At 56.9% G+C, this 21,793-nt stretch carries 15 protein-coding genes; 7 read left to right on the top strand and 8 right to left on the bottom strand.

What is annotated here, in order from left to right; genetic code table 11:
- Position 1 precedes the first annotated feature (1 nt).
- The 4 genes from aceE (at position 2) to ABLV54_RS25405 (ending at position 6,658) form a co-directional block, all read left to right on the top strand.
- On the top strand, positions 2-2,665 hold the full coding sequence (aceE, locus tag ABLV54_RS25420) for a pyruvate dehydrogenase (acetyl-transferring), homodimeric type (RefSeq protein WP_023291996.1): 2,664 nt from the start codon (positions 2-4) through the stop codon (positions 2,663-2,665).
- A 14-nt stretch (positions 2,666-2,679) separates the two neighbouring features.
- The gene (gene aceF, locus ABLV54_RS25415; RefSeq protein WP_023291997.1) at positions 2,680-4,578 is read left to right on the top strand and encodes a pyruvate dehydrogenase complex dihydrolipoyllysine-residue acetyltransferase; all 1,899 of its coding nucleotides are present in this window, start codon (positions 2,680-2,682) and stop codon (positions 4,576-4,578) included.
- A 206-nt stretch (positions 4,579-4,784) separates the two neighbouring features.
- A complete protein-coding gene (lpdA, locus tag ABLV54_RS25410) occupies positions 4,785-6,209 on the top strand; it encodes a dihydrolipoyl dehydrogenase (RefSeq protein ID WP_002888731.1) in 1,425 nt (474 codons plus the stop codon).
- Between the two features lie 164 nt (positions 6,210-6,373).
- Positions 6,374-6,658: a hypothetical protein gene (locus ABLV54_RS25405; protein WP_023291998.1), complete on the top strand. Its 285-nt coding sequence runs from the start codon at positions 6,374-6,376 to the stop codon at positions 6,656-6,658.
- A gap of 44 nt (positions 6,659-6,702) precedes the next feature.
- On the opposite strand, the gene ABLV54_RS25400 is transcribed toward ABLV54_RS25405, so the two are convergent.
- On the bottom strand, positions 6,703-7,509 hold the full coding sequence (locus ABLV54_RS25400; protein WP_050533880.1) for a DUF2950 family protein: 807 nt from the start codon (positions 7,507-7,509) through the stop codon (positions 6,703-6,705).
- 11 nt (positions 7,510-7,520) lie between these two features.
- Positions 7,521-9,143 (bottom strand): DUF3300 domain-containing protein, encoded by a 1,623-nt coding sequence (locus ABLV54_RS25395; protein WP_050533879.1) that lies wholly within the window; start codon positions 9,141-9,143, stop codon positions 7,521-7,523.
- 431 nt (positions 9,144-9,574) lie between these two features.
- On the opposite strand from ABLV54_RS25395, the gene acnB reads away from it, so the two are divergent.
- Together acnB and yacL are read left to right on the top strand one after the other, a co-directional pair.
- Positions 9,575-12,172 carry a bifunctional aconitate hydratase 2/2-methylisocitrate dehydratase gene (acnB, locus tag ABLV54_RS25390; RefSeq protein WP_004204372.1) on the top strand — a complete coding sequence of 866 codons (2,598 nt, stop codon included), beginning with the start codon at positions 9,575-9,577 and terminating at the stop codon, positions 12,170-12,172.
- A gap of 187 nt (positions 12,173-12,359) precedes the next feature.
- Positions 12,360-12,722: a protein YacL gene (yacL, locus tag ABLV54_RS25385; protein ID WP_004204373.1), complete on the top strand. Its 363-nt coding sequence runs from the start codon at positions 12,360-12,362 to the stop codon at positions 12,720-12,722.
- A gap of 154 nt (positions 12,723-12,876) precedes the next feature.
- On the opposite strand, the gene speD is transcribed toward yacL, so the two are convergent.
- The 5 genes from speD to ABLV54_RS25360 form a co-directional block, all read right to left on the bottom strand.
- Positions 12,877-13,671, bottom strand: coding sequence for an adenosylmethionine decarboxylase (gene speD / locus ABLV54_RS25380; protein ID WP_004204375.1), 795 nt, complete (start codon positions 13,669-13,671; stop codon positions 12,877-12,879).
- Positions 13,672-13,695: 24 nt separating this feature from the next.
- Positions 13,696-14,556 (bottom strand): polyamine aminopropyltransferase, encoded by an 861-nt coding sequence (gene speE, locus ABLV54_RS25375; RefSeq protein WP_004204376.1) that lies wholly within the window; start codon positions 14,554-14,556, stop codon positions 13,696-13,698.
- A 147-nt stretch (positions 14,557-14,703) separates the two neighbouring features.
- On the bottom strand, positions 14,704-15,894 hold the full coding sequence (locus ABLV54_RS25370) for an FKBP-type peptidyl-prolyl cis-trans isomerase N-terminal domain-containing protein (protein ID WP_162489986.1): 1,191 nt from the start codon (positions 15,892-15,894) through the stop codon (positions 14,704-14,706).
- 653 nt (positions 15,895-16,547) lie between these two features.
- Positions 16,548-16,958: a hypothetical protein gene (locus tag ABLV54_RS25365; protein ID WP_004204380.1), complete on the bottom strand. Its 411-nt coding sequence runs from the start codon at positions 16,956-16,958 to the stop codon at positions 16,548-16,550.
- Between the two features lie 245 nt (positions 16,959-17,203).
- Positions 17,204-17,551 (bottom strand): YacC family pilotin-like protein, encoded by a 348-nt coding sequence (locus tag ABLV54_RS25360; RefSeq protein ID WP_004204381.1) that lies wholly within the window; start codon positions 17,549-17,551, stop codon positions 17,204-17,206.
- Positions 17,552-17,696: 145 nt separating this feature from the next.
- Between ABLV54_RS25360 and cueO the strand changes: the two genes are divergently transcribed.
- Positions 17,697-19,298, top strand: coding sequence for a multicopper oxidase CueO (gene cueO, locus ABLV54_RS25355; protein ID WP_348814247.1), 1,602 nt, complete (start codon positions 17,697-17,699; stop codon positions 19,296-19,298).
- 74 nt (positions 19,299-19,372) lie between these two features.
- Here cueO and ABLV54_RS25350 read toward each other — a convergent pair whose 3' ends face one another.
- Positions 19,373-21,763, bottom strand: coding sequence for a glucose/quinate/shikimate family membrane-bound PQQ-dependent dehydrogenase (locus tag ABLV54_RS25350; protein WP_050533876.1), 2,391 nt, complete (start codon positions 21,761-21,763; stop codon positions 19,373-19,375).
- Positions 21,764-21,793 lie beyond the last annotated feature (30 nt).

Here is a 21,793-nt window from a genome sequence, read left to right as displayed (position 1 = left end):
CATGTCAGAACGTTTACCAAATGACGTGGATCCGATCGAAACTCGCGACTGGCTACAGGCGATCGAATCGGTCATCCGTGAAGAAGGTGTTGAGCGCGCTCAGTATCTTATTGACCAACTCCTTTCTGAAGCCCGCAAAGGCGGGGTGAAAGTGGCTGCTGGCGCATCGACCGGCGGTTACGTGAACACTATTGCCGTTGAAGATGAGCCGGAGTACCCGGGTAATCTGGATCTGGAACGTCGTATCCGTTCTGCGATCCGCTGGAACGCCATCATGACCGTTCTGCGCGCATCGAAAAAAGATCTCGAACTGGGCGGCCACATGGCTTCTTTCCAGTCTTCCGCAACCTTCTACGAAGTGTGCTTCAACCACTTCTTCCGCGCACGCAATGAGCAGGATGGCGGCGACCTGGTGTACTTCCAGGGTCACATCTCTCCGGGCGTTTATGCGCGTGCTTTCCTGGAAGGTCGTCTGACTGAAGAGCAGATGAACAACTTCCGTCAGGAAGTTCACGGTAAAGGTCTGTCCTCTTATCCGCACCCGAAACTGATGCCGGAATTCTGGCAGTTCCCGACCGTTTCTATGGGCCTGGGCCCAATCGGGGCGATTTATCAGGCTAAATTCCTGAAATATCTGGAACACCGTGGTCTGAAAGACACCTCCAAACAAACCGTTTACGCGTTCCTGGGCGACGGTGAGATGGACGAGCCGGAATCTAAAGGCGCGATCACCATCGCGACCCGTGAGAAGCTGGACAACCTGGTCTTCGTTATCAACTGTAACCTGCAGCGTCTTGATGGTCCGGTCACCGGTAACGGCAAAATCATTAATGAACTGGAAGGCATCTTCGCGGGCGCTGGCTGGAACGTTATCAAGGTTATCTGGGGCGGTCGTTGGGATGAGCTGCTGCGTAAAGACACCAGCGGTAAGCTGATTCAGCTGATGGAAGAAACCGTTGACGGTGACTACCAGACCTTCAAATCCAAAGACGGCGCTTATGTGCGCGAGCACTTCTTCGGTAAATATCCGGAGACCGCCGCGCTGGTTGCCGACTGGACTGACGAGCAGATTTGGGCTCTGAACCGCGGCGGCCACGATCCGAAGAAAGTTTACGCTGCACTGAAAAAAGCGCAGGAAACCAAAGGCAAAGCGACCGTCATCCTCGCCCATACCATCAAAGGTTACGGCATGGGTGATACTGCTGAAGGTAAGAACATCGCTCACCAGGTTAAGAAAATGAACATGGACGGCGTTCGCTACGTCCGCGATCGTTTCAACGTGCCGGTTGCCGATGCCGATCTGGAAAAACTGCCGTACGTAACCTTCCCGGAAGGTTCCGAAGAGCACACCTATCTGCACGCTCAGCGTCAGAAACTGCACGGCTATCTGCCGAGCCGTCAGCCGAACTTCACTGAGAAGCTGGAGCTGCCGACGCTGGAAGATTTCCGCCCGCTGCTGGAAGAGCAGAATAAAGAGATCTCTACCACTATCGCGTTCGTTCGTGCCCTGAACGTGATGCTGAAGAACAAATCCATCAAAGACCGCCTCGTGCCGATCATCGCCGACGAAGCGCGTACTTTCGGTATGGAAGGTCTGTTCCGTCAGATCGGTATCTACAGCCCGAACGGTCAGCAGTACACCCCGCAGGACCGTGAGCAGGTTGCTTACTACAAAGAAGACGAAAAAGGCCAGATCCTGCAGGAAGGGATCAACGAGCTGGGCGCAGGCGCATCCTGGCTGGCTGCGGCGACCTCTTACAGCACCAACAACCTGCCGATGATCCCGTTCTACATCTACTACTCGATGTTCGGGTTCCAGCGTATCGGCGACCTGTGCTGGCAGGCAGGCGACCAGCAGGCTCGCGGCTTCCTGATCGGTGGTACTTCCGGTCGTACGACGCTGAACGGCGAAGGTCTGCAGCACGAAGATGGCCACAGCCATATTCAGTCTCTGACTATCCCGAACTGTATCTCTTACGATCCGTCCTACGCATACGAAGTGGCGGTCATCATGCATGACGGCCTGGAGCGTATGTACGGTGAGAAACAAGAGAACGTTTACTACTACATCACGACCCTGAACGAAAACTACCACATGCCGGCGATGCCGGAAGGCGCCGAGGAAGGTATCCGTAAAGGTATCTACAAACTCGAAACCATCGAAGGTAGCAAAGGTAAAGTTCAGCTGCTGGGCTCCGGTTCTATCCTGCGTCACGTCCGTGAAGCAGCGCAGATCCTGGCGAAAGACTACGGCGTGGGCTCTGACGTGTACAGCGTCACCTCCTTCACCGAACTGGCGCGTGATGGCCAGGATTGCGAACGCTGGAACATGCTGCACCCGCTGGAAACCCCGCGCGTGCCGTACATCGCTCAGGTGATGAACGACGCTCCGGCTGTGGCATCCACTGACTATATGAAACTGTTCGCCGAGCAGGTTCGTACTTACGTACCGGCTGACGATTACCGCGTACTGGGTACCGATGGCTTCGGTCGTTCCGACAGCCGTGAAAACCTGCGTCACCACTTCGAAGTTGATGCTTCCTATGTGGTCGTTGCAGCGCTGGGCGAACTGGCTAAACGTGGTGAAATCGATAAGAAAGTGGTCGCTGACGCTATCGCGAAATTCGACATCGATGCAGAAAAAGTTAACCCGCGTCTGGCGTAAGAGGTAAAAGAATAATGGCTATCGAAATCAAAGTACCGGACATCGGGGCTGATGAAGTTGAAATCACCGAGATCCTGGTCAAAGTTGGCGACAAAGTAGAAGCTGAACAGTCGCTGATCACCGTAGAAGGCGATAAAGCCTCTATGGAAGTCCCGTCTCCGCAGGCTGGCGTCGTGAAAGAGATTAAAGTCTCCGTCGGCGACAAAACCGAGACTGGCAAACTGATTATGATTTTCGATTCCGCCGAGGGTGCAGCAGCCGCTGCACCTGCGCAGGAAGAGAAGAAAGAAGCCGCTCCGGCCGCTGCTGCGCCAGCCGCCGCCGCGGCAGCGAAAGAAGTGCACGTCCCGGATATCGGCGGCGATGAAGTTGAAGTTACCGAGATCATGGTTAAAGTGGGCGACACCATCGCCGCTGAGCAATCCCTGATCACCGTAGAAGGCGATAAGGCCTCTATGGAAGTACCGGCGCCGTTCGCGGGTACCGTGAAAGAGATCAAAATCAACACCGGCGATAAAGTGTCCACCGGCTCCCTGATCATGATCTTCGAAGTCGCGGGCGCTGCGCCTGCGGCCGCTCCGGCACAGGCTGCCGCTCCGGCTGCCGCGGCACCGGCTGCTGCTGCCGGCGCGAAAGACGTTAACGTCCCGGACATCGGCGGCGACGAAGTTGAAGTCACCGAAGTGATGGTGAAAGTCGGCGATAAAGTGGCTGCTGAGCAGTCCCTGATCACCGTCGAAGGCGACAAAGCGTCTATGGAAGTGCCGGCGCCGTTCGCGGGCACCGTCAAAGAGATCAAAATCAGCACCGGCGATAAAGTCAAAACCGGCTCCCTGATCATGGTCTTCGAAGTGGAAGGCGCTGCGCCTGCCGCCGCTCCGGCTCAGGCTGCTGCACCGGCACCGGCTGCTGCGCCGGCTCAGGCTGCTAAGCCTGCCGCGGCGCCGGCTGCGAAAGCAGAAGGCAAAACCGAATTCGCTGAAAACGATGCTTACGTTCACGCGACTCCGCTGATTCGCCGCCTGGCGCGCGAGTTCGGCGTTAACCTGGCGAAAGTGAAAGGCACCGGCCGTAAAGGTCGTATCCTGCGCGAAGACGTTCAGGCCTACGTGAAAGAAGCTGTTAAACGCGCTGAATCCGCACCGGCGGCTGCCGCTGGCGGCGGTATCCCGGGCATGCTGCCATGGCCGAAGGTTGACTTCAGCAAGTTCGGCGAAATCGAAGAAGTGGAGCTGGGCCGTATCCAGAAAATCTCTGGTGCTAACCTGAGCCGTAACTGGGTCATGATCCCGCACGTTACCCACTTCGATAAAACCGATATCACCGATCTGGAAGCGTTCCGTAAGCAGCAGAACGCCGAAGCTGAGAAGCGTAAACTGGACGTGAAATTCACCCCGGTTGTCTTCATCATGAAAGCCGTGGCCGCTGCGCTCGAGCAGATGCCGCGCTTCAACAGCTCGCTCTCCGAAGATGGTCAGCGCCTGACGCTGAAGAAATACATCAACATCGGTGTGGCGGTTGATACCCCGAACGGTCTGGTGGTTCCGGTCTTTAAAGACGTGAACAAGAAGAGCATCACCGAGCTGTCTCGCGAACTGACCACCATCTCGAAGAAAGCGCGCGATGGCAAACTGACGGCGGGCGAAATGCAGGGCGGTTGCTTCACCATCTCCAGCATCGGCGGCCTGGGTACGACCCACTTCGCGCCGATTGTTAACGCGCCGGAAGTGGCCATCCTCGGCGTGTCTAAGTCCGCGATGGAGCCGGTATGGAATGGTAAAGAGTTCGTGCCGCGTCTGATGCTGCCGATCTCTCTGTCCTTCGACCACCGCGTGATCGACGGTGCTGATGGTGCCCGCTTCATTACCATCATCAACAACACCCTGAGCGACATTCGCCGCCTGGTGATGTAATCGAAAAAGCCGGCCTGACGGCCGGCTTTTTTCTGATAACCTCAGGCTGTTTGGGATTATCAGCAACAAAGGACAAAATCGTTTGCCGTTTGTTGTTTAAAAATTGTTAACAATTTTGTAAAATACACGCGGATAGAACGTCCCGGTGGACTTGGGCGTAAGAATAATAGCGTCAGACCCGCCGGATATAAATTACAGAGGTCATGATGAGTACTGAAATCAAAACTCAGGTCGTGGTACTTGGGGCAGGTCCTGCAGGCTACTCTGCAGCTTTCCGTTGCGCTGATTTAGGTCTGGAAACCGTCATCGTAGAACGTTACAGCACCCTCGGTGGGGTGTGCCTGAACGTGGGTTGTATCCCTTCTAAAGCGCTGCTGCACGTGGCAAAAGTTATCGAAGAAGCGAAAGCGCTGGCCGAACACGGCATCGTTTTCGGCGAACCGAAAACTGATATTGACAAGATCCGCACCTGGAAAGAAAAAGTCATCACTCAGCTGACCGGTGGTCTGGCTGGCATGGCCAAAGGGCGTAAAGTGAAGGTGGTTAACGGTCTGGGTAAATTCACCGGCGCTAACACCCTGGAAGTGGAAGGTGAAAACGGCAAAACCGTGATCAACTTCGACAACGCCATCATCGCGGCGGGTTCCCGTCCGATTCAACTGCCATTTATCCCGCATGAAGATCCGCGCGTATGGGACTCCACCGACGCCCTGGAGCTGAAATCCGTACCGAAACGCATGCTGGTCATGGGCGGCGGTATCATCGGTCTGGAAATGGGTACCGTATACCATGCGCTGGGTTCAGAGATTGACGTGGTTGAAATGTTCGACCAGGTTATCCCGGCGGCCGATAAAGACGTGGTGAAAGTCTTCACTAAACGCATCAGCAAGAAATTCAATCTGATGCTGGAAACCAAAGTGACTGCCGTTGAAGCGAAAGAAGACGGTATTTACGTTTCCATGGAAGGCAAAAAAGCGCCAGCGGAAGCACAGCGTTACGACGCCGTACTGGTGGCTATCGGCCGCGTACCGAACGGCAAAAACCTCGACGCAGGCAAAGCGGGCGTGGAAGTGGACGATCGTGGCTTCATCCGCGTTGACAAACAAATGCGCACCAACGTGCCGCACATCTTTGCTATCGGCGATATCGTCGGTCAGCCGATGCTGGCGCACAAAGGCGTCCACGAAGGTCACGTTGCCGCTGAAGTTATCTCCGGCCTGAAACACTACTTCGATCCGAAAGTGATCCCGTCCATCGCCTACACCGAGCCAGAAGTGGCATGGGTCGGCCTGACTGAGAAAGAAGCGAAAGAGAAAGGCATCAGCTACGAAACCGCCACCTTCCCGTGGGCGGCTTCCGGCCGCGCTATCGCTTCCGACTGCGCAGACGGTATGACCAAACTGATCTTCGACAAAGAGACCCACCGTGTTATCGGCGGCGCGATTGTCGGCACCAACGGCGGCGAGCTGCTGGGTGAGATCGGCCTGGCTATCGAAATGGGCTGCGACGCTGAAGACATCGCGCTGACTATCCACGCTCACCCGACTCTGCACGAGTCTGTTGGCCTGGCGGCAGAAGTCTTCGAAGGCAGCATCACCGACCTGCCGAACGCCAAAGCGAAGAAAAAGTAACTTTTTTTTTCAGGCAAAAAGCATAAGCGGCTCCCGGAGCCGCTTTTTTTATGCCTGATGTTTAGAACTGTGTCGCTATTCATAAACCGCTACACCTCATACATACTTTGTAAATAGTCACTCAGTAAACTTATAGGAAGTTAACGATATCGATGAGGTGTGTGATGAAACGCTTTTTAACCACTGCGCTGGTCGCAGCAACGTGCTTATCCGGTGTAGCCTGCGCGGCTGACGCCACGATTCCGTGGGCGGATAACAGCGGCGGCACGGAAACGACCCATATCGCGGCGATGGGCCAGGATCTGAATGCCCAGCATCAGCAGGTGACGAAGACCAGTGAAGGGGTATGGGCGGCGAATTCCGGCAGCATCAGCGCTGACGAAGCGGCATTGTCCAGTACGAAACCAGCCTTTGCCGGCGATCCGTCTCTGATGCCCCACCAGGGCTAAGTGAATGAAAACGCCCGGTTGCGTATACGTAACCGGGCGTTTTTTTATGGCTTGACCACCTGCCAACCGGCGTCAGCGTCGGGGGCAAAGCGCGTTATCGCCTGGGCCTTTGCCGCGCTCTCTTCACCGAGATTGGCCTGATAAACCGTATCGTGCTGATCGATCATAAAGCTCATCACGCCGGTTTCCCCCCACGCCACCGGCCATGCCAGCAAGGCGACGCTCTGCTCATCTCTACCGGTGATAATGCGGAAGCGGTAGCCATGGTAGCCGCTGCCGGGTACCGTCGGGCTAAAGGCGGGCCCAAGCGGACTTGGCGCTTCGCCCGGCGAGGTGGGCCAGTACAGACCATCTTTTTTGCCTTCGCTACTGATGATTTTCTGCGCCCAGTGGTGGTTCAGTTGATAGTAATCCTGCTGGGCGTCAACGTAGGCGTGCATGGCGGCTATTGCCGACAGTTCATTACGGCCAATAGCGCGGGTAAGGATCTCCTCTTCGCCAGCGGCCATATCAAAGCGCCAGCCCTGGGATGATTTGACGATGGGGACGGGCAGGCGCCACGCTTCGCTACCAACGTCGAGCCAGGCGTTATCACCCTGCTGCACAATCACATGTTTCACCTGCCAGTCGCGCTGGAAGCGATCGACGGCCGTGGGGTCGATCCCGTCGGGGGGTAAAAAATGCTGCCAGTTATCGCCAAGCACCTCGCTCAGCGCCGCGTCATTTTGCTGGCCGATCGCCTCGGCCAGCGCGCTCGCGGCCTGCTCGGGGGTGGCATATTGCTGCTGGGCGAAGGCGGCAAGTGGTGACAGCATTAACGTGAACAGGGCAATAGGTAATGGGTTTCTCATTCTGCTCATCCTCAGCGGCGGCGTAGTTCATGGTGTTCAGAAAGACGCTCTCTGGCGCCGTCGCGCTGCTCGCGGTTTACGCTGGAAAACTGACGACTCTGTCGTCCCCGTTCCTGCTGCGCTTGCCAGGAGGGGGCGCGGCTTTCGTTGCCGCTAAGGGCGCTGGCGCGCAGATGATTGACCGTCTGCTGACGCTGGGCGGGCGTGGTGGAATGGAGCTGCTGCCGGCGCTGTTGCTGCTGCGGTGTAGCATTCTGCTCGTGGTTCTTAATGGTTTCCCTACGCTGCTGTTGCCGCGGCGTCGGGTTTTTCAACTGCGCTTTCGCCGCATCTCGACGCTGCTGGGTTGATGTCGGCGCGCTGTCGTAACCGCGGTAGTTGCTGCGCTGGGTGGCTTGTTTCAACTGAGCCGAGGCCGCCTGACGCTGGGCATCGCGCGAGGGGGTGTTTGCCGCCAGGTTGCCTGCCGTGGCGGTCGACGCGCTGCGCTGCTGAAGCTGGGTCATTGCCGCCTGGCGCTGCGCCTCACGATCGACCGGCGCATGCTGGGTCGCGCTCAGTCCGCCGGATACGTTGGTCTGATGAAAGCGCTGGGCGACGGTATTATCGGGGTATGGCACGTGACCGCGATAGGCGGGATTATGCTGCCAGTTTACGTGGTCGCCCGGCAGGTTTTGTCCGGTAATGCGGTTAAAATTATTCACATTGATATTGATGTTATCGCCATTATGCGAGTAATCCCCGCGGTGGTAGTCGTCATCGTGATGGTGGTAGTCATCATCATCATCCCAGTCGATGCTGCTGAACAGCGCCCAGGTGGTCACCACGCCCAGGCTGTAACCGAATCCTTTCACGAAGCTATCGGTAAACTGCTCCCCGGGAGGGGGCGGCAGATAGACCGGAGGATAGGCGCTATTCGGCCAGGTACCATAGACGGTGGAGGGGTTGTAGTTGGGAACATAGACCACCTGCGGGTCGGTCGGTTCTATTTTTATGACCTGCGTCGGCGCAGGCGCCGCCGCGGTAGTGCTTGACGTTGATACGGTGCTACTTTTCGAAGTGGTGGCCGGCACAGGCGCCGCTGCGGCGACAATCACTTTTTGCTGCGGCGTGGATTTCAGCGTCCCTGTCTCCTGGGCGATGGCACGCAGGCGCTGCACCGAGTCCATCACATCATGCGGCTGGGCCAAAAACGCATTACCCAGATTTTCCACCCAGGGCGGATTCTCGCCCATCATCGCCAGCAGGGCAGGGAAAGCGACAAGCGATTTGACGCTGGGATCCCACGGCTGGCTGGCAACAGCCTGAACGGCGGGATCCCCTTTCATGGTGGGGTTATCCTGGGACCACTGCACCGCCTGCATGACGTTGTCCGGGTAGGTGGAAGCCATCAGCACCTGCGACAGCAGACTGTCCGGGTAGAGCGCGATGGGGGCAACCCACTGGTCAATCTGCGCCTGGGTGTAGGTGGCGGCCACCGGCTGCGCGGCGGCGGGTGCGGCTGGCGCAGGCTGCGCCGTCGGCTGAGTGACCGTCTCTGGAGTACGGCTTTGCACATAGAGTGTTCCCGCCGCCGCGAGTAAGCCAGCGCTACAGAGCAGGGTGATAATATGGGGTTTGAACGGCAGTGACATAGAAGCTCCTGACCCAAAAAGTAACCCATCTCGCTAAAGTATCGGCGAAAACGGCGCGTTTGCTGAGTATAAGTAAGCGGTATGGATTTTTATTGATGATTGTTGGGATCGGCCCATGGCGTTGTACGTGGAAAGGAATTTTTGTCGCGGGATTTGAACAGAAAGCCTGCAATATCCTGCCCTTAACGATTCAGCTAAATTTTAATGTTGCTTTTTTGTAAACAGATTAACACCTTTCAAAAATCCTGCTATGCTGCCGACGCGGTATCGGGCATTTACCCTACAAACTGCTGTCTCACAGGAGCGTGAAGAAAATCGCCCAGCCACTAAATCCTTCAAGATGCGTCAAGGCGGCAAACTGCCAATACCGAAGCAGATTGATTGAAGAGGTGTAGGCCGCATTATGACAATGAGAAGCGAGGAGAACCGTCGTGCTAGAAGAATACCGTAAGCACGTAGCTGAGCGTGCCGCCATGGGGATTGTTGCCAAACCCTTAGATGCAACCCAAATGGCCGCGCTGGTAGAACTGCTGAAAAACCCGCCTGCGGGCGAAGAAGAATTCCTGTTAGACCTGCTGATTAACCGTGTACCGCCGGGCGTCGACGAAGCCGCCTATGTTAAAGCTGGATTCCTTGCCGCGATCGCCAAAGGCGAAACGACCTCCCCCCTGGTTACCCCTGAAAAAGCCGTTGAACTGCTGGGCACCATGCAGGGCGGTTACAATATCCACCCGCTGATCGATGCCCTGGACGACGCGAAACTGGCGCCGATTGCCGCGAAAGCGCTGTCCCATACTCTGCTGATGTTCGATAACTTCTACGACGTGGAAGAGAAAGCGAAAGCGGGTAACGAGCACGCTAAACAGGTTATGCAATCCTGGGCCGACGCTGAGTGGTTCCTGAACCGCCCGCAGCTGGCAGAGAAAATCACCGTTACCGTTTTCAAGGTCACTGGCGAAACGAACACCGATGACCTGTCTCCGGCACCGGATGCCTGGTCGCGTCCGGATATCCCGCTGCACGCCCTGGCGATGCTGAAAAACGCCCGCGAAGGCATTGAACCGGATCAGCCGGGCGTGGTTGGCCCGATCAAACAGATCGAAGCCCTGCAGCAGAAAGGCTACCCGCTGGCCTACGTCGGCGATGTGGTCGGGACCGGCTCTTCACGTAAATCGGCCACCAACTCGGTGCTGTGGTTTATGGGCGACGATATCCCGAACGTGCCGAACAAGCGCGGCGGCGGCCTGTGCCTGGGCGGCAAAATCGCGCCAATCTTCTTCAACACCATGGAAGATGCGGGCGCGCTGCCTATCGAAGTGGATGTGTCAAACCTGAACATGGGCGACGTCATCGACGTTTACCCGTTCAAAGGCGAAGTGCGTAATCACGAGACCAACGAACTGCTGGCCAGCTTCGAGCTGAAAACCGATGTGCTGATCGACGAAGTCCGTGCCGGCGGCCGTATCCCGCTGATCATCGGTCGCGGCCTGACCACCAAAGCCCGTGAAGCGCTGGGTCTGCCGCACAGCGATGTCTTCCGTCAGGCGAAAGACGTGGCGGAAAGCACCCGCGGCTTCTCTCTGGCGCAGAAAATGGTTGGCCGCGCCTGCGGCGTTGCCGGTATCCGCCCGGGCGCCTACTGCGAGCCGAAAATGACCTCCGTCGGTTCTCAGGACACCACCGGTCCAATGACCCGTGATGAACTGAAAGACCTGGCGTGCCTGGGCTTCTCCGCTGACCTGGTGATGCAGTCCTTCTGCCACACTGCGGCCTATCCGAAGCCGGTTGACGTCACCACGCATCATACTCTGCCGGACTTCATTATGAACCGCGGCGGCGTCTCGCTGCGTCCGGGCGATGGCGTGATCCACTCCTGGCTGAACCGCATGCTGCTGCCGGATACCGTGGGCACCGGCGGCGACTCCCACACCCGTTTCCCCATCGGTATCTCCTTCCCGGCGGGCTCTGGTCTGGTGGCCTTCGCCGCCGCGACCGGCGTGATGCCGCTGGATATGCCGGAATCGGTGCTGGTGCGTTTCAAAGGTAAAATGCAGCCGGGCATTACGCTGCGCGACCTGGTCCACGCGATCCCGCTGTACGCCATCAAGCAGGGCCTGCTGACCGTTGAGAAGAAAGGTAAGAAAAACATCTTCTCTGGCCGCATCCTTGAGATTGAAGGTCTGCCGGATCTGAAAGTGGAGCAGGCGTTCGAGCTGACCGATGCCTCCGCTGAACGTTCTGCTGCAGGTTGCACCATCAAGCTGAACAAAGAGCCGATCGTTGAGTATCTGAACTCCAACATCGTCCTGCTGAAGTGGATGATCGCCGAAGGCTACGGCGACCGCCGTACCCTGGAGCGTCGTATCCAGGGCATGGAGAAATGGCTGGCGGATCCGCAGCTGCTGGAAGCCGATGCTGACGCGGAATACGCGGCAGTGATCGACATCGATCTGGCGGATATCAAAGAGCCGATTCTGTGCGCGCCGAACGATCCGGACGATGCCCGCCTGCTGTCTGACGTACAGGGCGAGAAAATCGACGAAGTGTTCATCGGCTCCTGCATGACCAACATCGGCCACTTCCGTGCCGCCGGTAAGCTGCTGGACAGCCACAAAGGCCAGTTGCCGACTCGCCTGTGGGTGGCGCCGCCAACCCGTATGGACGCCGCGCAGCTGACCGAAGAAGGTTACTACAGCGTATTTGGTAAGAGCGGGGCGCGTATCGAAATCCCTGGCTGTTCCCTGTGTATGGGTAACCAGGCGCGCGTCGCCGACGGTGCGACGGTGGTTTCCACCTCTACCCGTAACTTCCCGAACCGTTTAGGTACCGGCGCTAACGTCTATCTGGCCTCTGCCGAGCTGGCAGCGGTGGCTTCTCTGCTCGGTAAACTGCCGACGCCGGAAGAGTACCAGACCTTCGTGGCGCAGGTGGATAAGACAGCGGAAGATACCTATCGCTATCTGAACTTCAACCAGCTGGATCAGTACACTGAAAAAGCTGACGGCGTGATCTTCCAGACCGCGGTGTAAAACCAGTCGGTCAGCCTGGCTGACCGTTTGGCTACAAACTCCCCAATGCCCGGTGAACATTGCATCACCGGGCATTTTTATTTCCAAACCTCCTGCCTGTTACGCTTTTTTTCTTTCGGTCTGCTGCGATAATTACTCCATGGGTACAGTGCAGCGGTGACGCATTGCCCTTGCAGAGGAAAAGACGATGGACTACGAATTTCTGCGCGATATTACCGGAGTGGTAAAGGTGCGAATGTCGATGGATCACGAGGCGATTGGCCACTGGTTCAACGAGGAGGTGAAAGACAATCTGGCTCTGCTTGACGAAGTGGAGCAGGCTGCGCGCACCGTGAAAGGCAGTGAACGTTCCTGGCAGCGTGCCGGACATGAATATACGCTGTGGCTGGATGGCGAAGAGGTGATGATCCGCGCCAATCAGCTGGAATTTTCCGGCGACGAAATCGAGGAGGGGATGAGCTACTACGACGAAGAAAGCCTCTCTCTGTGCGGTGTTGAGGATTTCCTGCAGGTGGTTGCCGCCTATCGTGAGTTTATGCAGCAGCGTTGATGACTCGTTGTGCGCCGGGCTGCGGAAAACCGTAGCCCGGCTAAGCGTCGCGTGCGCAGGGCACATCTCCGGTCGCGACGAGTACCTTTCCCCGCTTCCCGCCGGCGCAGAACCCAGGCCCGGCAAGCAAAAGCGCCGCCGGGCATTTGAGGCATTACACGGCAGGAATATTGCGGCCGTAGTAAATCTCGCGCATCTCTTTCCACAGCAGGTCGGTAATGACCTTGCGCTCTTCAGCGGTCAACTCTTCCGGTCGGGTATGGAACATGTAATGCTTAAGGTCGAACTCCTTAAGCAACATTTTGGTATGGAAGATATTTTCCTGATAAACGTTGACGTCGACCATGTCATACAGCGACTTCATATCGTCAGACATAAAGTTCTGAATTGAGTTGATTTCATGATCGATAAAATGCTTCATCCCATTGATGTCGCGGGTAAAGCCACGCACGCGGTAGTCAATGGTCACAATGTCCGATTCCAGCTGGTGAATCAGATAGTTCAGCGCTTTGAGCGGTGAAATAACCCCGCAGGTAGAGACTTCGATATCGGCGCGGAAGGTGCACAGGCCGCCTTCCGGGTGACTCTCCGGATAGGTATGCACGCAGATATGGCTTTTATCGAGATGGGCGACCACGGTTTCAGGCAGCGGGCCGGGGTGTTCGGTCTGGTCGATAAGCCGCGGGTCGACGGGCTCTTCGCTTACCAGAATGGTCACGCTGGCGCCCTGGGGTTCATAATCCTGGCGGGCGATATTCAGGATATTAGCGCCAATAATAGAGCAGGTTTCGCTCAGGATCTCTGTCAGGCGATTGGCATTATAAAGTTCGTCGATATAGGCGATGTAGCCGTCGCGCTCTTCTGCCGTTTTGGCGTAACAGATATCGTAGATACAAAAACTCAGGCTTTTGGTCAGGTTGTTAAAGCCGTGCAGCTTCAATTTTTTCAATTTAGTTCACCCCCTTATTTCGCTTCACGGTGCGGACAGAGCATCATGCAGATATTGTGGTAAGGCGAAGGCCGCCGTATGGATTGCCGGATTGTAGTAACGGCAGGTCAGGTTGGCTTTGTGAAAGCGCGCCTGAATGATTTCGCTGGAAAGATGGCGCAGCGCCTCGTTGTCGCTCGCCCAGGCAAAGGTCATTATCCCGCCGTAATAGGTCGGAATCGCCGCCTGGTAGAAGCTGACGTCGCGAAAATAGTGGCTCAGTTTGCGATGGCTACCGACCGCTTCATCCTGCTGCAGGAAGCAGACGCCGTTCTGCGCAACGAAAATCCCTCCCGGATTCAGGCAGCGTTTGCAGCCTTCATAAAAAGCCGAGGTGAAGAGGCTTTCCCCCGGGCCAATAGGGTCGGTACAGTCCGAAATGATCACATCAAACGTTTGCGTCGTCTGGTTAACAAAATTGACGCCATCATCAATCACCAGCGTAAAGCGCGGATCGTCATAGGCGCCGGCGCTATGGTTGGGCAGGTACTGGCGGCAGAATGAGACCACCCCGGCGTCGATTTCCACCATGGTGATGCTTTCGATGCTGCGATGACGAGAGACTTCGCGCAGCATCGCGCCATCGCCGCCGCCGATGATCAGGACATGCTTGGCGTTGCCGTGAGCCAGCAGCGGCACGTGGGTCATCATTTCGTGATAGATAAACTCATCGCGTTCGGTGGTTTGCACGACGCCATCCAGCGCCATCACCCGGCCAAAGGCGCGGTTGTCAAAGATGATCAGATCCTGATGATCGGTTTTTTCGTGGTACAGCACGTTATCAACGCTAAAGTACTGACCAAAATGGTCATGCAGCGTTTCATGCCACAGTGGATTATCGGCCACGGTGAGGCTCCTCCTTCGTTAACATCTGTTACACCCGTAAAACGAGTGCAACATCATAGACAACTATAGATGAGGATGCACGGCGGTTATTGCAGCAATGCGGTAGGAATAACAGCACCGCCCGGAGAGGGCGGTGGGGAGACAGGGCTATTTTACCGGCGCGGGTTGGCTATCCACTATCCGCACGGAATAGACCATGGTGGCGCCTGGGGGGATCTTCGGTGGCAACCCTTTACTGCCATAGGCTTTGTCGGGCGGGACGACCAGCGTCACGGAGCCGTGGTTCTGCAGGCGCTTCAGCGGCCCGCGAAATACCGGGGGATAGGCATCCAGTTTCTGGGTAAGCGCCTGATCTTTCGTCTCCATATCATTGATCACCGTTCCGTCCGTCAGCATCTCTTTGATCACCACGGTCACCAGATCGTTGCCGCTAATTTTTCCTTTACCCGGGTAATCGATACGGCTGTAGACGCCCTCTTTGAAGACCACACCTTTTTTGCGCGCAAACGCCTGCTGGTATTTCTGACCGGCGCTGATGTTTTTCTGCTCGATTTTATTCAGGTTCTGGAAAACCTGCTGTGAAATGTCAAACAGCGCTTTGTTACGCTCCTGTTCGCCGAGGCGAAGCTGGCCGCTGAAAGCATCTTCGATGCCCTGCAGCACCAGGCCAGCGTCGACGTTAACTCCCTGAGTGCGACGAGTCGTGAGGACATTAAGCGCCTCTGTACCCATCGAGGCGCCGATGGCGTAAGCCTGCTGTTCACCTGGCGCGCTGAGTTTGGCGGCGGTTTTGCCGGTGGTATTTCTCGGCGGGATCGTCAGCTGCGTCCGCAGCAGCTGGATTTCATCCTCTTTCATCCGCAGCTGGGCGTTATCTTTGTCCGCCTGCAGGCGATAGGCCGCCACTATGGCCGCCATCTCGGGGGGTTCATCTTTTGCCGCCACGGCGGCATCGGCACGGCTCGATGGCGCTTTCTCCGCCGCGGCGAGCCGGTTAGCCAGCGACTGCTTACCGGCGTTAAGGGTTTTGATCTGGTCGAGGGCGGTCTGCTTCTCTTTTTCCGCCGCCGCCAGCCGGTTGACCAACGGCTGTTTGTCGGCGTTAAGTGCTTTGACCTGGTCGAGGGCGGCCTGTTTCTCTTTTTCGGCCGCCGTCAGCCGGTTGACCAGCGGCTGTTTATCAGCGTTAAGAGTTTTGACCTGGTCGAGAGCAGCCTGCTTCTCTTTTTCCGCCGCCGCCAGCCGGTTAGCCAGAGACTGCTTATCGGCGTTAAGGGTTTTGACCTGGTCGAGGGCGGTCTGCTTCTCTTTTTCCGTCGCCGCCAGCCGGTTGACCAGCGGCTGTTTGTCGGCGTTAAGGGTTTTGACCTGGTCGAGGGTGGTCTGCTGCGCCTTCTCTGCCGCGGCGAGCCGGTTAGCCAGCGTCTGCTTATCTGTATTCAGAGCGGTGAGGCTGGCGCTGAGCCGTTTATTTTCAGCTGCGGCTTGCTGAAGCTGTGACGTTAATTGTTGGATCTGCTTCAGCACGGCGGCCTGACTTTGCTGCAGAGTCGTATTCTGGACTGCGCCTTCTTTTTTAATTAATGCCTCATTTTTCGCGGTGGCGGCGGTTAAGGCGATCTGTAATTCTTTTATTTTGTTATTTAAGGCCGCTTGCTCATTCGCGATGGAGGTTTCTGTGGCCGGAGTGTTAGCAAGCTGTTTTTTTAATTGCTGAATAGTTTTATTTTTTTGCTCAATCGTCGCCTGCTGGCTGACGATTCTTTTTTGCAATTGTGCGGTATTGGGCGTCTTTTTTTTATTATCCGCAGGTTGACGATCGCCTGACGTTTGCTTTGCGGTTGCAGCATCGCTTTTTTCATGCGCCTGGGTTTGCTGCTGGGCGTAGTCAAGAAACGCCGGCGCGGCGCCGGCGAAGAAAGGTGTTGAAAGCGCCAGCGCCGCGACGAGCATCAGCAGGGGCGCGTTGAGGGTCAGCGTGGCGGCTCTGTTCATGGCTGCTTGCTTTCACCCCGCTGTACCAGGCTATCGATTAGCGTTTTCTGAATATCGGCGCACAATTTGATGGATTTAAACTGATACATGGAGTCAATGCCAAGCCGGGTGGGATCCGCCACTTTCTCGCGCACGCTGTTGTATTGTGACGCCGCACGCACTAAGGCATTGAAGTCATTGCTGAGTTTGGTTGCCTGCTGTGGGTTAACCTCTTTTAGCGAGTCCAGCGCCTGTCGGCAGGATTCAATGCGCGCTTGTTCGCTGGCCGCTCGCTCCTGCTCTGCCTGCTGCTGCGACGTTAGCGGGGTGGTGAGCGGTTTTACCTGCTGGCGAGAGGCGGTATTGCTACAGCCGGCTAATAACATAGCGGCAAGTGGAATAATACGAAGAGTCAGCGAGATATTCACAATTTCAGTCCATGAAGTAGATATATTTTCAACGGATTCTAAAAGGCTGCTTTTTATTTTGCAATATATCGTTAGGGATATTTTATTGTTTTTATCTGCCAGGGCTGTTAGTACGGGTTTAATTTATTTATTGGCTTGATGTATTGCGAGGTAGATAAAATTTATTTTGTATAAAATAATAATGGTAAATATTAAAGGCGGGTGAATCGGGGAGAAGCGCGGCGCGTTGCCGCCCGCGCGTGTAATTATTTGACGTAAGCTAGCAGGCTAAGTGAATCGCGGGCCAGCGCTTTACATTTTTTCGCCGTCGGAAGGTTAATGCCGCTGAGATCGCGATAGCTGTCTTCGCCAAGCGCTTTCATGTTGTAGCTGTCGTAGTTGCTCAGGTCCCATTGGTTCTGCTGAGCAAAGAACACCAGGGCGCGACGGATCTGCGTGTTGGGCAGGTTCTGGTAGCCACAGTCGTTTTTCAGAAACACAAAAACCGCGGTTAAATCAGCCATGTCTTCCGCTTCTGATTCGCTGAGCGCGTAGCTGTTGGCGGAGAGAGTAAGCAGGCTGCCGAGTACCATTGTTCTGAAAAGCGTCTTCATTTTTTCTACCGTTAGATCACCGACGCTTCAAATTAGCATACTTCTTTACACAGCGCCGATCTTTATTCTTACTCTTCTGCTTGACCTTCCCGTTACGGTAGGGTTTAAGCTCAAATATTCGCCCGCAGAATAAAAGGATGTGAATATGCAACGTCGAGACTTCCTCAAACTGACCGCCGCGGTCAGCATGGCCAGCGCGTTACCGCTTTGGAGCCATGCGGTCTTTGCGGCCAGTCGCCCGGCCCTGCCGGTACCGCCGCTGTTGACGGCTGATGCGCGCAACCGTATCGCGCTGACCATCCAGGCGGGCAAAACGCAGTTTGGCGCTTTGAACGCCACCACCTGGGGGTATAACGGCTCGCTACTGGGTCCCGCGCTGCAGCTGACGCAGGGGAAGGCTATCACGGTGGACATTACCAACCAGCTGGCAGAGGAGACGACGCTGCACTGGCATGGTCTGGAGGTACCCGGCGAGGTCGACGGAGGACCGCAGGGGGTCATCGCCCCGGGCGCCACTCGGACGGTGAGCTTCACCCCAACGCAGCGGGCGGCCACCTGCTGGTTTCACCCGCATCAGCACGGGACCACCGGTCGGCAGGTGGCGATGGGGCTGGCGGGGCTGGTGCTGATCGAGGATGAAGAGAGCGGACGCCTGCTGTTGCCGAAGCAGTGGGGAATCGATGATGTACCGGTGATTGTGCAGGACAAGAAGTTTACCGCCGCTGGCGAAATTGATTATCAGCTGGATGTGATGAGCGCTGCCGTCGGCTGGTTTGGCGATACGCTGCTGACCAATGGCGCTCTCTATCCTGAACATGCCGCCCCGCGCGGCTGGCTACGTCTGCGCTTGCTGAACGGCTGTAATGCCCGTTCCCTCAATTTTGCGACCAGCGATAAGCGCCCGCTGTACGTGGTGGCCAGCGACGGCGGTCTGCTGGCAGAGCCGGTGAAGGTCAATGAGTTGCCGGTCTTGATGGGGGAGCGTTTTGAGGTGCTGGTGGACACCAGCGACGGCAAACCTTTTGATCTGGTGACCCTGCCGGTGGGTCAGATGGGCATGGCCATTGCGCCTTTTGATAAACCACAGCCGGTACTGCGCGTCCAGCCGCTGGTCATTCCTGCCTCCGGCAAGCTGCTGGATACCCTGGCCGCTATGCCGGCGCTACCTTCTCTGACGGGGCTGACGCAGCGTCAGCTCCAGCTGTCGATGGATCCGATGCTCGACAGGATGGGCATGCAGGCGCTGATGGAGAAATATGGCGATCAGGCGATGGCAGGAATGGATCACGGCATGATGGGGCACGGCGGGATGGGCGACATGGGGAATATGCACCACGGCGACATGAGCAACATGAACCACGGGTCCGGCATGGATCATGGCATGTCGTCGGGCAAGGGATTTGATTTCCATAACGCCAACCGCATCAACGGCAAAGCCTTCGACATGAATGTGCCGATGTTTGCCGCCGCCAGAGGCCAGTATGAGCGCTGGGTGATTTCGGGTAAGGGCGACATGATGCTGCATCCGTTCCATATCCACGGCACCCAGTTCCGCATCCTGAGCGAAAACGGCAAGCCGCCAGCGGCGCATCGTCGCGGCTGGAAAGACACCGTGCGTGTGGAAGGGGACGTGAGTGAAGTATTAGTGAAGTTTGATCATCCGGCGCCGAAGGAGTTTGCCTATATGGCCCACTGCCACCTGCTGGAACATGAAGACACCGGGATGATGTTGGGGTTCACGGTTTAGGGCGGTATAACCCTGGCGCGTGGGAGAGGGGATAAAGACAAAAAAAACGGCAACTTTCGTTGCCGTTTTGCGTTTTATTTCGCCTCATCCGGGAGCGCATAGGCGACGATATAATCGCCCATTTTGGTACCGAACGAGCCGTGACCGCCGGCAGAGATGACAACATACTGTTTGCCATTCACTTCGTAGGTCATCGGGGTGGCCTGACCGCCGGCTGGCAGACGGGCTTCCCACAGCTTCTCACCGTTGCTCATATTGTACGCGCGCAGGTAGTTATCCGCGGTCGCGCCGATGAACAGAACGTTGCCCGCCGTGGAGATCGGACCGCCCAGCATCGGCATACCCATGGTGAATGGGAGTGTAACCGGCATCGGGAACGGCAGGCTGTCCTGCGGGGTACCGATACGTTTTTTCCATACCACTTCGTTAGTTTTCAGATCCAGCGCGGAGATATAGCCCCAGGCCGGCTGTTTGCACGGCAGACCGAACGGCGACAGGAACGGGTTCAGGGTGACGCCGTACGGGACGCCGTACTGCGGCTGCACGCCGGACTCGGTGCCTGAGCCTTTCGCATCTTTCGGCGGCTCCATTGGGTTGCCCGGGCCGCGTGGGATCAGTTTAGAGACGAACGGCAGCGCCATCGGGTTGGCGATAGCCACCTGACGGTTCGGATCGACGGAGATACCGCCCCATTCAAACATCCCCAGGTTACCCGGGAAGACGAGGGTGCCCTGCTCAGATGGCGGGGTGAAGATACCCTCATAGCGCATCTGATGGAAAATCACGCGGCACACCAGCTGGTCGAACATGGTGGCGCCCCACATGTCCGCCCCGGTCAGATCTTTCTTCGGACGGAAGCTCAGATCGGAGAACGGCTGGGTTTTGGCGACGTAATCGCCTTTGGCGGCGCCCTGCGGAACCGGTTTTTCCGGGGCCGGGACCACCAGCTCGCCGTTACGGCGATCCAGCACGAAGATGTTGCCGGTTTTCGCCGGAGCATAGACGACCGGCACGGTTTTGCCGTTGACTTCAATGTCAGCCAGCGTCGGCTGGGAAGGCATGTCCATATCCCACAGATCGTGGTGGACGGTCTGGTAGCTCCAGGCCAGCTTACCGGTGGTGGCGTTCAGCGCGACAATCGAGCTGGCATAGCGCTCTTGCTCCGGCGTGCGGTTACCGCCCCAGATATCCGGAGTGGTCACGCCCATCGGCAGATAGACCAGATCCAGTTTGGCGTCGTAGGCGGCAGGCGCCCAGGAGTTGGGTGAGTTGAGCGTGAAGTGATGCTCATCGCTTGGGATGGCGTTCGGATCTTTCGCGCCCGGATCGAAGGCCCACAGCAGTTTACCAGTATTCACATCAAAGCCGCGGATCACGCCTGATGGCTCGCGGGTAGAGAAGTTATCGGTAACTGCGCCGGCAATCACGATGGTCTTATCGGTGATAATCGGCGGGGAAGTGGGTTCATACATGCCCGGCGTGGTCACCGGCATGTTGGTCTGCAGGTTGAGAATACCTTTGTTGGCAAAGGTTTCGCACAGCTTACCGTTGTCGGCGTTCACTGCGAACAGGCGACCATCGTTCACCGGCAGGATAATGCGGCGCGGACAGTCGGCGACGACGTCAGCAGGGGCGTTATCCGCTTTCGCTTCGTGATACGAGACACCGCGGCAGGTGACGTGCTGGAACGACGGGTCGGCGTTCAGCTGCGGGTCAAAATGCCACTTCTCTTTACCGGAGGCGGCGTCAAGCGCGAACAGACGCTGGTGGGCGGTACACAGGAAGAGCGTGTCGCCGACTTTAATCGGCGTCACTTCGTTAGTGATTTCACCCGGATCGTTCGGCTGTTTCAGGTCGCCGGTGCGGAACACCCAGGCTTCCTTCAGGTTCTTCACGTTGTCGGCGTTAATCTGCTTCAGCGGGGAGAAGCGCTGGCCTTCCTGGTTGCGGCCATAGGCCGGCCAGTCGCCGTCGGCAACGTTGGAGATCGGCGCCGCCGGGGTGGCGTCGGCGCTCAGAGTGCCGTTGATCTCCTGCGGGTCGTTAAAACCGGCCCAGGTCAGCATGCCGCCGCTGATCAGCAAGGCGACGACCAACGCGCCTACGGCGCCAGCGGAAGGCACCGGCAGACGACGCCATACAAAGGGCAGGATCAGCCAGATACCAAAGAAGACGAGGATGTCGCTACGTGGCGTCAGCGCCCAGAAGTCGAAGCCGACTTCCCAGACGCCCCAGATCATGGTCGCCAGCAGCAGCGCGGCGTACAGCCACAGCGCAGCGCGCTTGCCGCGGAACAGCATCACGGTCACGCCCAGCATCACCAGACCGGCGACGGGGTAGTACCAGGAGCCGCCAAGCACGACCAGCCATGCTCCGCCGATTAAAAGATAGAGGCCGCAGAACGCTGCAAATAGCGCAGTCAGCGTCACCAGGAGCCTTGATTGTTGAGACTTTGTTTCAGCCATAGAAAGTTACTCATGTGTTTGTTAATTTTT

Origin of the sequence: Klebsiella sp. JB_Kp042, from assembly GCF_040065275.1 — a bacterium.
Lineage (GTDB): Bacteria > Pseudomonadota > Gammaproteobacteria > Enterobacterales > Enterobacteriaceae > Klebsiella > Klebsiella quasipneumoniae.
Note: the sequence above shows the minus strand (reverse complement) of the source record. Positions and strands in the feature narration are given on the sequence as shown.

Coding starts and splice junctions, on each gene's coding strand:
- aceE (WP_023291996.1), top strand. CDS start 2: ATGTCAGAACGTTTACCAAATGACGTGGATCCGATCGAAACTCGCGAC.
- aceF (WP_023291997.1), top strand. CDS start 2,680: ATGGCTATCGAAATCAAAGTACCGGACATCGGGGCTGATGAAGTTGAA.
- lpdA (WP_002888731.1), top strand. CDS start 4,785: ATGAGTACTGAAATCAAAACTCAGGTCGTGGTACTTGGGGCAGGTCCT.
- ABLV54_RS25405 (WP_023291998.1), top strand. CDS start 6,374: ATGAAACGCTTTTTAACCACTGCGCTGGTCGCAGCAACGTGCTTATCC.
- ABLV54_RS25400 (WP_050533880.1), bottom strand. CDS start 7,509: ATGAGAAACCCATTACCTATTGCCCTGTTCACGTTAATGCTGTCACCA.
- ABLV54_RS25395 (WP_050533879.1), bottom strand. CDS start 9,143: ATGTCACTGCCGTTCAAACCCCATATTATCACCCTGCTCTGTAGCGCT.
- yacL (WP_004204373.1), top strand. CDS start 12,360: ATGGACTACGAATTTCTGCGCGATATTACCGGAGTGGTAAAGGTGCGA.
- ABLV54_RS25360 (WP_004204381.1), bottom strand. CDS start 17,551: ATGAAGACGCTTTTCAGAACAATGGTACTCGGCAGCCTGCTTACTCTC.
- cueO (WP_348814247.1), top strand. CDS start 17,697: ATGCAACGTCGAGACTTCCTCAAACTGACCGCCGCGGTCAGCATGGCC.
- ABLV54_RS25350 (WP_050533876.1), bottom strand. CDS start 21,763: ATGGCTGAAACAAAGTCTCAACAATCAAGGCTCCTGGTGACGCTGACT.